The organism is Streptomyces sp. NPDC098789, assembly GCF_044759975.1.
Classification (GTDB): Bacteria; Actinomycetota; Actinomycetes; order Streptomycetales; family Streptomycetaceae; genus Streptomyces.
In genome coordinates, this window is sequence record NZ_JBIWAJ010000001.1 from 166,833 (window position 1) to 179,911 (window position 13,079).

Consider the following 13,079-nt stretch of genomic DNA (forward strand, 5'->3'; position numbering starts at 1 on the left):
GTTTCGCCACGTGAAATGACGAGATGAATCCTTACGGGGGCCCATAAAGTGGTGGATACAGCTAACCAGTAAAGGATCAACATGCGAGCGATTGTGATGACTCAGGCGGGCGGCCCGGAGGTGCTGCGGCAGATGGAGGTGCCAGACCCGAGAGCCATCGCAGGCCACCACGTAGTGACCGTCTCGCGGTCCGGGGTCAACTACGCGGACATCCATGTGCGGCAGGGGGACTACCTGGCGCCGGTCGAGTATCCGATCATCCCGGGCAACGAAGTCATGGGAACCCTGCCCGACGGGCGTCGCGTCGTTGGGCTGTGCCAGGGGGGCGGTTACGCAGAGAAGGCGGTGGTGCGCCGCCTTCTGACCTGGGAGGTCCCGGACGAGGTCAGTGATGACCAGGCCGTGGCCCTCACCCTCCAGGGCCAGTCCGCGTGGCACCTCCTGCACTCGGTGATCAGGATCACAGCAGGCGATTCGGTGCTGGTGCCGGCGGCTGCTGGCGGTGTCGGCTCCCTCGCGGTCCAGCTCGCCAAGCTCGCAGGCGCCCGCGTCATCGCCCTGGCCGGAGGGCCTGACAAGGCCGAGCTCGTCCGCGGCCTGGGGGCCGACGCTGTCCTCGATACCTTCGTGGACGGGGACCTCACCGCGCGAATCCTCGAAGCCAACGAAGGGCCCGTGAGCGCCGCCCTGGAGATGACGGGCGGCTCCGTATTCGACTCAACTCTCGCCGCCCTCGCCCCTCGTGGGCGGATGGCGGTCTACGGGTGCGTCTCGGGAGATCGCCGCTCGCCGTCAATCACAGACCTCATGCAGAAGTCGCAGTCAGTAACGGGGTTTTGGCTTCCGAACCTGTACGGCGTCCGCTATGCCCTGCGGGACTCCATAGCCACCCTGTTCGCCGCCGCGGCAAGCGGGGATCTGCGGCCTGTCATAGGTCCCTGCTACAACAGTAGTGAGGCAGCGAGGGCGCACACGGACCTTGAGGCCCGCCTGACGATGGGTAAGGTAATGATCAAGCAAACTCAGCAGTAACATCGATCTCTAAGTCCGCGCTCCACAGCGGCGCAGATTTGGGACCACAGGTATTCGTGGCGTCGCCGGGGAAGGCGGCGCTGCGTTTTGTTCAGGGGAAGTAATGACCACGGTCAAGGGCACGGCGCACGGTAAGCGGGTATTTCTAGTTCAGCGGGCTTTCGCTGAACTCGACGGGGACTGTCACGGGCCTGCGGCTATTGCAAAGGCCACCGGCCTCGACCGGGCAACCGTTTACCGCGTCCTTCAGGATGGACTCGCCGACGGAAACTTTGTCCAGGTGAAGGAAAACGGCCGCCAGCTTTACCGCCTCGGCCCCGGCGCGTTTCGACTTTCGATGCAGGCGCTCGCCCAGACCCCTGACGAAGAGATGACGCACGCCGTCCTCGACAAGCTCCAGCGGTCTACGGGCGGCCTGGTTGCCTACTACGCGGTAGTCGGAACCCGGCGCATCTGCACGGACTACGCCATCGGCGACTTCGACCCCAAGTCCATCGGCATCGACCCGTTCGAGCTGGTCAAGTACTCCCGGTCGCTCCGCACGGGCGCCAGTGGGCGTGTGATCCTGGCGCACATGCCGGCGCCGTTTCAGGAGAAGGTTCTCGCCGAGCAGGTACCGGAAGGCGTCGGCCCCGGCGTGATCCGCGACAACGACGTCCTCGTCGAATCTCTCAAGGACATCATCGACTCCGGCTTCGCCATCGGACGCCAGGAATGCATGAGTGGCTGGGACTCCGTCGCCGTCCCCGTGCTGTGGGACGAGACCATTCAGGGATCTCTGCTGCTCTGGATTCCGGCGCAAGAGATGCCCGAGGACACGAGCGGGCTGGTCGCCGCGACACTCATCGCCGGTGACATGCTCAGCCGAATCGCCTCGGCGCCCTAGTCCGGAAACCAGAACAGGCCACCCTCAGATTCTCTAGGGGTGGCCTGTCGCGTCTTTTCAGTTACCCGTGCTGTCCGAGCGGCGAGGCTTCGCGGGGTCACCTGGCCTGATCTTCCGGACAATGTCCGCGTCTTCTTCTTCCCGGGGTACAAGGAAGAATCCATCTTCGGTTGTGGGGTCGTAGTAGACGACAGCCGATTCCTTGTCGAGGGACTTCTTCCAGGATTCAAGACGGGTGGCATCGGCTTCCGCGAGAGCCTTGAGGTTCGGGTCGCCGTTTGCTACGGCGCGCCGCCGGGCCTCGAAGCGGAGCATCACCAAGTCGTAGGCCCACCGATGCTTCTCTTCGACCTGCCAGGGAATCAGGTCGTTATCGCGGGCAATGCGAAGTGGGAGATCGTTGCGGTTGCGGTAGACCGCCCAATAGGTGGGGGTGGTATCGACGCTGTACTTCTCTTTGTACGTCTCTACCATCCAGGCATACGACTTGCCTTCCTTGAGCCAGCGCTTCGCCTCGTCGTGGTTCTGGACTTTGCTTACACGACCCATGGGTCCACCCCTTCTGGTTTGATGGTTCTCTCGCAAGTGCATGATCGTCGTTGCGGCAGCAGGCACGGCTCTACAGTGGCATGTAATAGTTGGGCGAGTCAAGACGAACGAGGAGACGTAAGGGTTGTGCTGATCGAGGTAGAAGTTTGCGATGTCTGCCGACGGCTTGGCGTGCCGGTCGCTAGTTACACCATTACGGAGCCGGGGAGTGGTCGCTCCGGTGTCACGGTTCGGTGCAGCGACGACGCCGCGCCCTTCGAGGACGTCCTCGGCCCGCGCAGCGAGACCACAACCACGGCCGAGGTGTCCAGGCCCCGGCCGACAGTGAAGGCTGCTGCAACCTCGGAACCCCAGCGGCGACGAAACCGCAGGGTGACGACCGTCGCAGAGATCGAAGCCGCGAAGGCTGCGGGCAAGGCGTAGAGAAACAGCGAAGGGCCCCCACCAGCAAGTGCTGGTGGGGGCGTTGGTTGTTACTCGACGTCCTCAGACTCGGACGGGGCTACGACGCCGAGGGCGGTCAGGATCTGCACGATGACCGCGACCTCGGGACTATCCGCGTAGACGATCGCCGCGACGCTCACGGCCACGCCTATCGCGGCCAGGATCGCGCCTGCGCGGGTGCGGTAGCGGACAGGCAGCAGGGCTACCAGGCTCGGGGGCTTGGAGCCCGGCATCAGTATCTTGCTCATCAGCGACCAGCCTCCTTCTGGAGCACCGCGAAGCCGCGGCCTCCGATAGCGACGTCCCGAGAAACGCCGGTGGACTTGAGCTCGGTGTGGCGGTTGTGGAATCGGGCCACTGCGGTCTGAGTCGCCGGACCGTAGAAGTCGGTCACCGCGCCCGGGATCGGGCCGTACCCGGCCTGAAGCAGTAGCTGCTGAAGCTCACGGACCTGCGGGTGCCGGGCCCCGGGCTTCACGGCCGATGCGAGGGCGACCACGTTGCCGTTGCCCTCGTCCTCGGTGGAGTTGGCCGGCATACCGGCCTGGACCCACGCGTAGAGCCGACCGCCGGGGCATTCGGTGGCGAAGCCGTCCTTGTGGCCTCGCTGGGCAAGCGTGCGGTCGGTCTTCCTGCACGCCTCGTCGTAGAGCGCGCGTGCTGCGGCGAGAGCCTTCGCCGAGGGCTCCTGGTCGCCGCCAATAGCGATCTGGACACCGAAGCCGGTGACGTTGTGTCCGGGGCAGTGGGCGCCCTGGAGGCTCCAGCCGCGCCCCTCAAAGACGTTGCCGGCCTGGTCGACGACGAAGTTGTAGCCGATCCCCGCCCAGCCCTGACCGAGATGGCTGCGCTCAATCGCCTGCGGGACGGAAGGGCCGGTTCGATTGATGTGATCGGCGCCGTCGTAGTGGATGAAGAACTCGGTGCGCTGGCTGAGGGCGACGGAGTTGGGGTTGCCGTTCCAGGGCTTCGCGCCCCACTCGGAGCGGGGGGTGATGTTGATGCTCAGGGGGTGGTTCTCCAGACATGCAAGAACCCCTGCACCGATGGGTGTCAGGGGTCGAGGGAACCACCTACTAATTAAGTAGGTGGTTAGGAAAATCAGGGTGTGAGGTGTGCGTCCAGCCGCTCCGCGACCGCCAGCCGTTCGGCTCGCTCATGTGCGATATCGCGGCGCAGACTGGCCAGCTCCTCGCCGTGGTGATCCTGGCTGTCGAGGACTCGATCGAGACCGTGGATGACTCGGTCGAGGTCGTCGCGGAGGTTCGTCGTGTGGTCGTTGGAGACCTGGTCGCGGGCCTCTTGGGTGTGCTCGCGCACCTCGGCCAGCGCGGCGCCCTGGCGGCGTACGAGCTCGACCAAGACCCCGACGAGGGCCACCGTTATGGCTCCGCCGGTCGAGACGAGGGCGACTTGCACCGATGGCTCCAGGCTCACGGGGACAGCTCCCCGAGGAGGGCCTCCAGGCGCTCGATGCGTGCTGCCTGGTCCTTGGCGACAGCCACCAGGGCGACGCCGAGGAGGTCGTATCGCAGGCCGTCGACCTGGCCTTCGTAGTAGTTCACGAGCCAGGGGAGCGTCCGCTCGACCTCCTCGGCGATCAGGCCCACCTCGTTGGTGCGCGGCTCGGGGCGCTCCTCGGTCGGCTTACGGTCGTAGATCACGGGCCGCAGTGCGAGTACGTCTTCGGGACGGATCTCGTGGGGCCGTACGTTCTCCTTGAACCGGATGCTCGACGTGTTGCGGCAGAACGTCCCATCGCCTTCCACCCACACCGCGTACCAGGTCCCCGAGCCGCTGGCGGAGTTGTTGTGGGGCATCTTGGAGCCGTTGGCCCACGAGATGGTGCCGCCGGAGTCGAGGTACTGGCCGTGCCAGTGGTCGGTGGGCGGGAACTGACCCGGCCTGCCTGCGATGTCGTTCCAGTCGTGCGCGTGGCCGGCAGGTGGGTACGACGCCGGGGTGCCGGTGATATCCCCCCATGGATGCTTGTGGGCGGTGGGAGGCATCGACGTGGGGGCACCAGTGACCTCCGCCCAGGGGTGGGAGTGCGCTGTGGCGGGGAAGGTGGCGGGCTTGCCGGTGAGGCTCGACCAGGAGACGGAGGAGACCAGGGAGGTCCAGGCCGTGCCGTTCCAGAACTCCCAGGCCGAGTTGTCGTAGTTGTAGCCGAGCTTGCCCAGGCGCGGGGCCGCCGGGCGTGTGGCGTTGACCCACACGCCTACGGACTGGCCGATGAAGGGCCGCTCCTTGGTGACGGCCGCGGAGGCGATGGAGGTTGCGTTCGCGGCCACGGACACGGTTGCGAGCGGCAGCTCGTAGATGCCCGTGTCGGTCTGGGACGGGGTCGGAATGGCTCCTCCCGCTACACCCTGCAGAACGGTCAGTGTGATCTGGTTCACAGCCGGATCGAGTCGCAGGATGATGCGGTCGAAGCGTGCGGAGGTACCGGCCGCCGCGATCGTCAGGGCTTCCACCGCTGTGGACAACACTGCGTGTCCGCGCACCACGGCGAAGCCGGGTTGGACCTTGACGGACATGGTGGCGCCGTCCGCGCTGGTGTTGAAGGCGTTGGCCTGGGCGGAAGCCGCGATGCCGGAGTCTGCGAACTCACGGAAGAGCTGGCTGAACTGGCTCTCGGTGACGGCCTGGCCGTCGAAGGGGTAGGACGTGATCGCCAAGAGGCGACCTCCTTTCAGGGGGTGCGGTCCTCGGCGGCGCGCAGGGTGGGGAACGTGGATTCCAGATCGACGGGAAGGGCACCGCGGATCGCTGTCACGGCGGCGCGCAGGATGCTCTCGCGCTCGTCGGCGGTGAGGTCCGGGTACGGGGTGTTCGGCTCGCCGATGGTGACCTGGACCGTTCCGTAGATCTTCTGGACCTCACCCGTGGGGTGGAACGGGACGACTGCGGAGATGGCTTTCATTCAGAGGCCTTTCAGCTGAGGCCCACCCAGAATCGGTTGGCCCCGTTGAGCATGGAGCTGACGTTGATCGAGGTGGGCGCGGTGGCCGCGCCGGAGGCGTAGTAACCGAAGCGCCGCAGCCCGTTGAGGCCGAAGAAGTTCGGAGGGGCGCCTGCTGACGATTCGCTGGCCAGGAGCATGGGGCCATCGCCGGTCGTGGCGTTGTACTGCATACGCCAGGCCACGTAGTACGTGCCGGCCGTCAGGGTCGTGGCGGAGGCCAGCGGGGAACTGATGGCGGCACCGCCTCCGGTGTGGACCTCGGCCGGTTCGTACGGAGCGGCCGACAGGTCGCCGGTCGTGGCGACTCGGTCTCCCGCGCCGTTGAAGATTGCCGCCCAGGAGCCGGAGGTGAGGCCGCCCGCGTATCCGGTGGCGTGCCAGACGATGCGGCTCACCTGTGTGGACTGGCGAAGGGGTACGGCGGTGACGCGGATTGGGCCGGAGCCCGGATACAGGCCGGTGGAGTTGGCGAGCGCCGGGTCGAAGCTCCAGGTGAGGAGTCCGTGGTCTTCGGGGCTCCAGCCTGTCGCCGAGACGGCGGGGGCCGCGCCGGGGGTGATGATCGAGCCGTCGCCCTGGCGGATCTTGAGGACGCCGCCCTCGGAGTAGACGATGACGCCCGCCGAGGTGGTGGTGGCGGTGGTCGGGACGGTCGCCGCGTCCCGCAGCGCCAAGACTCCGGTGCCGCCGCCTGTGTCGGCGAAGGCGTCGCCGATACGGATGTTCTTGTCCGCGTAGACGTTGCCGGTGGCGAACCGGACGCTGCCGGTGGCCCGGATCTCCATCAGCGTGGTGGTCTTGTCGGCCGCCTTGACGGTGAGCGGCATCTCGGATGATCCGGTAGGCAGGGTGATGACGGCCGGGCCTGTGGCCGGGACCGCGCCGATGTCGGCCGCGGAAAGGGACAGCGCCGTCCCGGTCTTCCCGTTGACGGAAGTGACGCCGCCAGGGTCGCCCTTGGGTCCCTTCAGGTTGCCGATGGAGCTGCCCCAGCCGGAGTCGCCGCGCTGCCACAGGTCGCCCGTGTCGGTGCGAAGCAGCATGTCACCGGGCCGGGTTTCGGTGCTGGGCGTGGAGGTGGTGTTGATGTACCAGGCGGCTCCGCGCACGTCGCCGGCCGACTTGGCCCAGGCCCCCGCGGCCTTGGCCCAGTAGGTGACGTTCGTGGTGGTGACGCCAAGGAAGGTGCGAGTGTCGCTCTGGAGGTAGGTGTCGCCGTCCGCTCCTAGGCTGGACGCGGGCACGGTCGTCCCGTTGTACGTCTTGCTTCCGGCGGCTCCGCTGTCGCCCTTGCTGCCCTGCGGGCCGGTCGCGCCGGTCGGGCCGACGACGCCCTTGTCCTCGGGGGCGGGCCAGACGGTGAGTCCCATCAGGTCACCTCCACGCCGCTGATGTGCAGCAGGGCCTGCGCGGCGTTGCCCTGTACTTCGATCTTGTCGCCCGCGCCGAGTACCTGGCGCACGTCGAGGGCCAGGAGGCCGCCAGGTGCGATGCCGACGCTGGAGAGGAGCGGGATGCCGCCGAGTCGGACGGTGACGCTGGCGGCTGTCGCGGCCGGGTTGGTGGCGACCAGGTTGGTCACCACGGCGATGCCGGAAGCCGGGACGGTGTAGACGGCGGTGACTGCGGTCGGCAAGGCCGCCCGGTAGAACGCTTTGGGCGTGGTCGCCAACTAGAAAACTCCCATGAGGCTCATGACGGGGTCGGCGGCCCCACCCGCTTCCGCTGTGCGTTCCAGGGCGGAGACGCGGCGGTCGGTGGTCTGGGCTCGCTGTGCGGAGGCGGCCTGCGGATCGAACGCGGTGAGGTCGCCGAGGAGGGCTCCGGCTCTGAAGCCTCCGTCGCCCGCTTTCAGGACCATTCCGGTGACCGGGGCGGTCAGCTCTTGGCCGCCCGCGACGACGCTCACGCGGTCGCCGAGACCCCAGTCGAGGCCGAACTCCATGGAGCTGTCCTCGACCGGGACGGCCTGCACGGCGGTCGCGGTGAACCCGGAGTCGGCCAAGAGCTCGTTGCCGGCCTGGGTCAGCTCGGCCACGTCGTTGGTGTTGCGCTGGTCGACGAACTTCTCGATGCGCCGCCCCCAGTCCGATTCCGCTCCGAGGGAGGCGGCGTTGTCGACGGGGACGAACGTGCGGGCTTCCTGCTCGCCTTGGCCCGCGACGATGACGCGGGTTGTGCCGGGGGTGGAGACGGAGACCCGCTGTCCGGCGAGGGTGCCGGCCAGCACGTCGAGGCGGACCTCGCGTGTCCGGTCGGTGATCGCGTACGTCTCGAAGACGAGCTGCGCCCCGCGCTGCACGATACGGAACCCGAGCCCGGCCACGGCCGCGATCCCGGTCAGCAACTCGCCCAGGGTGGGGAAGCGGGCGGCCTTCGCAATGACCGGACCACGGGCCTGGTTCGGGCCCAGGAGCAGACCCGCCCGGCGCCGCGACGAAGGGGCGGCCGGGCCGCAGTTGGCGCCGACGTAGGCGTGCATGAGGGATTCGGCCGGGCCGGTGCGCTCGTCGTGGCCGACGCGCTGAGTGGCCACGTCGGGATTTGAGGGCTCGGGCCAGGCGAGCATGTCGGAGAGGATCACCGAGTCGGAGACGCCCTCGAAGGCGATGCTTCCGCGCCGGTCCTCCGGGGTGGCCGCGTACTCCGAGGAGACGACCGGACCAGACATCAGCACATCCCCGGGGCCGGTGATGATGAGCCCGGAGCCCGGGGTGCGCAGGGTATCGGCGAGGGGATGCTCCGAGGCCAGCACGAGTTTCCACGTGCCGACGTTGTTGAAGGCGTCCTCCAGTTCCAGGGCGAGATCCTCGGGGCGGATGAGGCCCTGGCGGACCAGGTTCTTGGCCCGGACTTCTACGGTGAGGTCGGTGAGCTTCAGGTCAGATCACCATCCATCGGCGAGGCCGCCACGAGCAGACGATCCGCGAAGCCGCGGTGGTGTCGAGGAGGCGGACGGTCGCCGTGGAGACGCCGGGTGGGACAGTCCAGAACCGGGGCGCGGTGTCGAGGAGGGTGTACTGGTTGGCGCCCTTTCCGTCCTTGACCGTTCCGGCCCGGGTGTCCACGATCAGTTTCTCCGCTGCGGTCAGGGTCCCGGTCCAGCGCAGGGTCTCGCCGGTCGGGGAGGTGACCGTGAGGTCCCGGCCGGGGCCATAGATTTCCCAGACGGGGTAGGCCGGCACGTCGCCGCCGTTGTCGAGCTGGATCGATCCGATGGCCTGCGAGGCGGCCAGCGGCATGGACGACACGGCGGACAGGAAAGGTGTGGTGCCCGGGTCGCCCACGACTCGCTGTGTCGAGATGGTGGACGCGGTGAAGTAGGGGTCGGGGGCCCGGAAGGAGATGACGGTCTGCACGTCGGTGGCATCGTCGAGTTCGAGTTCGCCGCCGCCAGTCCAGACGACCGGGGTGGACCAGCGGACCCCCTGTTCGTCGACAAGGACCAGGGTGCAGTCCTCGGAGACGACGCGGGCGAGTCTGGAAATCAGGGAGGCCAGGTGCGTCCGGGTCTGCCCGACGATGTCGAGAGGTATGTCGAGGTCGCGGGGCAAAACCCGGCGGCCCCGGAAGCGGGCACCGTCTCCGGCGCCCTCCAGCCACTGTGCGGCAACGGAGGGCAGGCCGAAGCCGGTGGCTCCCTTGGTTGCCTGGTAGCCCACGCCTTCGTCTGCCACTCCGTTCAGGTCGAGGACGTCTCGCTCGCTTTCGAGGAGGAGGGTGGTCATTTACCACCCCACCATTCGTGCGCGGTGCGTCGCCGCGAAGAGTTCCTCTTCGGAGCTGAGCGAAGTCCCGCTGGCCGCGTAGTAGTTGAGAACCTTCGTCGTGCCTCCGATTGGGGCGTTGCTGAGTCCGCCGGAGACTGCGATGTCGAGCGTGCGCGCCGCACCGGAATAGTCCGAGACGCTGGGGCGCGCGGTGAGCGCGCGCACCGCCTTCGCGGCGCCGTCGCTGGTGAAGGCGCCGGCCGGGAGGGCCTGGCCGAGAACCTCGTCGAGGTGCTCGCGTGCGGAGCCGAGCTGCTTGGCGCCCGTGTCCCACTGGGAGGCCAGCGAGCGCAGGCCGTCGCGGTCCCGGTTAGCCCGGTCGCCGAGGAGCGATCCCGCGTCGGGGATGCTGGCGGTCAGGCCGGAGAGGGAGCGGCGGACGGAGCCGTACTCCGATTCCAGGCCACGGATGAATCCGCGGATGATCAGCTTGCCTGCGGGGGTCAGAAGGACCCGGTCCTTCTTCGGGGGGCCCTTCCAGTCCTTCAGCTTGTTCGTCAGGCTACCGAGGGACTCCTGAACACCGCCGAACATCGAGGTGATGCCCCGGATGAGGCCCTTGATCAGCTCCTTGCCCGCGTTGACCAGGGTGGAGCCGAGGTCGGACAGCGCCTCGCGGGCCTTGCCGGGCAGCTCGCGCACGAAGCGGATCGACTGCTCGACGCCGTCCTTGATCGCCTCCCATAGGGCGCGGGCTCCCGCGACGGCCTTCTCCTTGATCGCGTTCCAGCAGTCGATGAAGAACTGCTTGATCGCGGACCACCCGGAGGACCAGGTGCCGCGCAGGCTGCGCAGACCGTCGTCGATGTAGCTGCGGATGGCGGTCCAGGCGACGCCGAGGCCGCCGCGGATCGCGCTCCAGATCCCGGTGAAGAAGGAGCCGATTCCGGACCAGCCGAACTCCCAGACGCCCTTGATGAGCGCCATGCCCTTCTTCAGGACGCCGAAGATGCCGATGTTGATGACGATCTCGAAGAGGCCGACGATCACGTCCCAGATGCCGCCGAAGATCTGCTTGACGCCCTGCCAGGCCCGGTCCCAGTCGCCGGTGAAGATGCCGGCGAAGACCTCCCAGACGCCCATGATTACGTCGAGGACGCCGGTGATCACGAGCACGATGCCGTCGAGCGCCATCGCCAGCGAGCCGATGATGAAGTCGGCGACGAACTTCAGCGCCGGTACGAGCACCGGCATGAGGAAGTTGACGACCTGGATCAGTGCCTGGAGGAAGGGCTGAACGGCCTCGGAAACGCGTTGGAAAGCGTCGACCAGCGGTGGCAGGCACGCGCTGACGATGTACTCGACCAGCGGAATCAGCGGTGTGATGACCGCGGAAACGAGCTGGAAAAGCAGTGCGACGACCGGGGTGACGGCCGTGACGATCGCGGAGAAGGCGCTCGCCAGCAGGGGCAGGATCGGGGCCAGGCCCTCGATCAGCGACGCCACCAGCGGGGCGACCGCCGTCATGATCGTCGTGAACAGCGCGGCGACCGGCGGCAGGATCGTCGCCAGTGCGCCGAAGGCGACGCCGAGCGCGGCCCCTACGACGGGAACGAGCTGGGCGAGGATTGGCGTGAGCTGCTGGAGGACGCCGGTCAGGGCGCCGCCTAGCAGGGCGATGATCGGGATGACCGCCGGGGCCAGCGCGGTGAACGCCTGCGCGAGGGGGACGAGCGCGGCCGAGACGAGCGGGCCGAGCATCGACGCGAACGCGCCGACGACCGTCATCAGGGTGCCCAGCGCGGCGCCGATGGGCGCCATGGCCGGGGCCAGGCTCTGAACGGCGGCCTGGAGGCCGTCGAACATCGCCTTGACGCCGTCGGTGACGGCGGGCTGCGCGAGCGCCGAGGCGACCGCCGCGAGGGCGCTCCCGATGATCGTGCCGACCTGCGGCAGAATCGTTTCTGCAAGCTGGCCGAGCTCGATGAAGAACTGCTTGACCGCCGGACCGGAGATCGTGGCGATCCGGTTCATTGCCTCGTGCGCGGCGACGAAGACGCCGGTCAGGCCCTCCTGGAACCCAGGGGAGTCCACCGTGGCGTGGATGCGCTCCAGAGTGCCGGCCAGCATCCCCAGTGAGGAACCGCCCGCAGCCTCAGCCGCACGGGCTACACCCGCGAGGATGCCGCCCGTGTTGTAGAGGACGGAGCCGAGATCTTGGAGGGCCTGGATGCCCTGGTCGATCTCCGCTTTGAGTCCGGCCTCGCCCTTCCGCTGGAGGAAGGAGTCGAACTGCTCGCTGATCTGGACGAACCAGGCAGCGAGGCTCGGGAGGTAGCTGGTGCCGACCGTGCCCAGCGTCGCGATGATCGACGCGAAGGTGTCGGTGCCTGCGGTGGCGACCGCGATGGACCCCGAGAGGTCCGTGAACATCTGGCCCAGCGCCGGGGTGAGCGCGGTGCCCAGGTTGGTCGCGAACGATCCGAAGAAGCCCCCGAGTTCCGTGGCGGTCTTGGCGACCCCGTCGCGGAAGCGGGGAAGGAGGTCGTCGACGACCGCCCGGATCGGCTCGGCTGCCTTCTTCCAGAAGTTCGCCGAGATCGTGTCCTGGAGGCCGCTCAGCGCGGCCTTGACCTCGGGGACGACCTTGTTGAAATCCTTGAAGGCCGCGATGGTGACGCCGAGGCCGACGATCATCCCGCCGAGAAGTCCCGGCAGCAGAAGGGACGTTGCCCCGATCTGTGCGAGAGAGGCGCTCAGGGCTGCCAGGTTGGAAGCCGCGGAGAGGCCCCACCCGGCCAGGCCGGCAATCGCCAGGGCCAGAGACCCGATGACCGGGACGGACTTGTCGAGGTTCTTCAGCGTCCGGCCGAGCCGCTCGAAGACGGAGTTCAGGACGCGGGCGCCGCTGAGCGCGGCCAGGGCGGTGGCGACGCGGGCCACGGCGCCGTTGTCGAGCTCCGGAAGGATCGGGACCGTACGCGGACGGGTCAGTACCTGAAGGCGTGCGGACATTGCCGCGCCGGTCCCGTTGGCGATGTCCAGCTCGACCTTGACCTTGAGCGGCGACACGTCGTCGGCCCAGTCCTTGAGCTTCCGCTTCGCCTTGTCGGCCGACTGCTGGTCAAGCTCCAGCTCGATCTTGCCGGTGGCCTTCAGATCGGAGACCGTGAACTTGACCTGCTGGGTGTTGGCGCGCTGCTGGAGCTCGCGAGCGGCGTTGCGGACGGCGGTCGCCATGCCGTCGGTGCTGATGGTCGTGAAGAAGCGGATCTTCCGCGCGTCCATCTGCTTGTTCCGCCGGTTGATCTTGCGGAGTTCTTCGACGAACTCGCGCGAGGCGCCGGACATGTCGATCTTCGTCGACACCTTGAGGTTGTCGAGCTGCTGCTCGATGCGGTCGAGCTGGCGCTCTGCTTCCCGCTTGAAGTCGCGGGTGTCGGGGGACACCTTGACGGCGACGCGGCCGATGATCTGGCCCGCTGACAAG

The 13,079-nt window shown here is 67.7% G+C and carries 13 protein-coding genes and 1 pseudogene; 2 read left to right on the plus strand and 12 right to left on the minus strand.

What is annotated here, in order from left to right; genetic code table 11:
• The first annotated feature begins 81 nt into the window (after positions 1 to 81).
• Together ACIQWR_RS00890 and ACIQWR_RS00895 are read left to right on the plus strand one after the other, a co-directional pair.
• Entirely contained in the window at positions 82 to 1,032 is a 951-nt protein-coding gene (locus tag ACIQWR_RS00890; RefSeq protein ID WP_404003904.1) for a zinc-binding alcohol dehydrogenase family protein, read from the plus strand.
• Between the two features lie 103 nt (positions 1,033 to 1,135).
• Positions 1,136 to 1,918 (plus strand): IclR family transcriptional regulator, encoded by a 783-nt coding sequence (locus ACIQWR_RS00895; RefSeq protein ID WP_404003906.1) that lies wholly within the window; start codon positions 1,136 to 1,138, stop codon positions 1,916 to 1,918.
• Between the two features lie 57 nt (positions 1,919 to 1,975).
• Here the strand turns inward: ACIQWR_RS00895 and ACIQWR_RS00900 are convergent, their stop codons facing one another.
• From ACIQWR_RS00900 to ACIQWR_RS00955, 12 genes and pseudogenes are all read right to left on the minus strand, one after another.
• A complete protein-coding gene (locus ACIQWR_RS00900) occupies positions 1,976 to 2,467 on the minus strand; it encodes a hypothetical protein (RefSeq protein WP_404003908.1) in 492 nt (163 codons plus the stop codon).
• 473 nt (positions 2,468 to 2,940) lie between these two features.
• A complete protein-coding gene (locus tag ACIQWR_RS00905) occupies positions 2,941 to 3,159 on the minus strand; it encodes a hypothetical protein (protein ID WP_404003910.1) in 219 nt (72 codons plus the stop codon).
• Positions 3,159 to 3,449: a peptidoglycan-binding protein gene (locus tag ACIQWR_RS00910; protein WP_404003913.1), complete on the minus strand. Its 291-nt coding sequence runs from the start codon at positions 3,447 to 3,449 to the stop codon at positions 3,159 to 3,161. Before ACIQWR_RS00910 ends, ACIQWR_RS00905 begins: the two co-directional genes overlap by 1 nt.
• Positions 3,450 to 3,491: 42 nt before the next feature.
• Positions 3,492 to 4,016 (minus strand): annotated as a pseudogene (locus tag ACIQWR_RS00915) (N-acetylmuramoyl-L-alanine amidase); the annotation flags it as partial.
• On the minus strand, positions 4,013 to 4,348 hold the full coding sequence (locus ACIQWR_RS00920; protein WP_404003915.1) for a hypothetical protein: 336 nt from the start codon (positions 4,346 to 4,348) through the stop codon (positions 4,013 to 4,015). The pseudogene ACIQWR_RS00915 and the gene ACIQWR_RS00920, both read right to left, overlap by 4 nt.
• Positions 4,345 to 5,592: a tail fiber domain-containing protein gene (locus ACIQWR_RS00925; protein ID WP_404003917.1), complete on the minus strand. Its 1,248-nt coding sequence runs from the start codon at positions 5,590 to 5,592 to the stop codon at positions 4,345 to 4,347. The genes ACIQWR_RS00920 and ACIQWR_RS00925 overlap by 4 nt, the downstream gene beginning before the upstream one ends.
• A 14-nt stretch (positions 5,593 to 5,606) precedes the next feature.
• Positions 5,607 to 5,837: a hypothetical protein gene (locus tag ACIQWR_RS00930; protein WP_404003919.1), complete on the minus strand. Its 231-nt coding sequence runs from the start codon at positions 5,835 to 5,837 to the stop codon at positions 5,607 to 5,609.
• 11 nt (positions 5,838 to 5,848) lie between these two features.
• On the minus strand, positions 5,849 to 7,249 hold the full coding sequence (locus ACIQWR_RS00935; RefSeq protein WP_404003921.1) for a hypothetical protein: 1,401 nt from the start codon (positions 7,247 to 7,249) through the stop codon (positions 5,849 to 5,851).
• The gene (locus tag ACIQWR_RS00940) at positions 7,249 to 7,515 is read right to left on the minus strand and encodes a hypothetical protein (RefSeq protein WP_404003923.1); all 267 of its coding nucleotides are present in this window, start codon (positions 7,513 to 7,515) and stop codon (positions 7,249 to 7,251) included. Before ACIQWR_RS00940 ends, ACIQWR_RS00935 begins: the two co-directional genes overlap by 1 nt.
• A 36-nt stretch (positions 7,516 to 7,551) precedes the next feature.
• Positions 7,552 to 8,760, minus strand: coding sequence for a siphovirus ReqiPepy6 Gp37-like family protein (locus ACIQWR_RS00945; RefSeq protein WP_404005005.1), 1,209 nt, complete (start codon positions 8,758 to 8,760; stop codon positions 7,552 to 7,554).
• A gap of 1 nt (position 8,761) precedes the next feature.
• Positions 8,762 to 9,607 (minus strand): phage distal tail protein, encoded by an 846-nt coding sequence (locus ACIQWR_RS00950; protein ID WP_404003926.1) that lies wholly within the window; start codon positions 9,605 to 9,607, stop codon positions 8,762 to 8,764.
• On the minus strand, positions 9,608 to 13,078 hold the full coding sequence (locus ACIQWR_RS00955) for a hypothetical protein (protein ID WP_404003928.1): 3,471 nt from the start codon (positions 13,076 to 13,078) through the stop codon (positions 9,608 to 9,610).
• Position 13,079 lies beyond the last annotated feature (1 nt).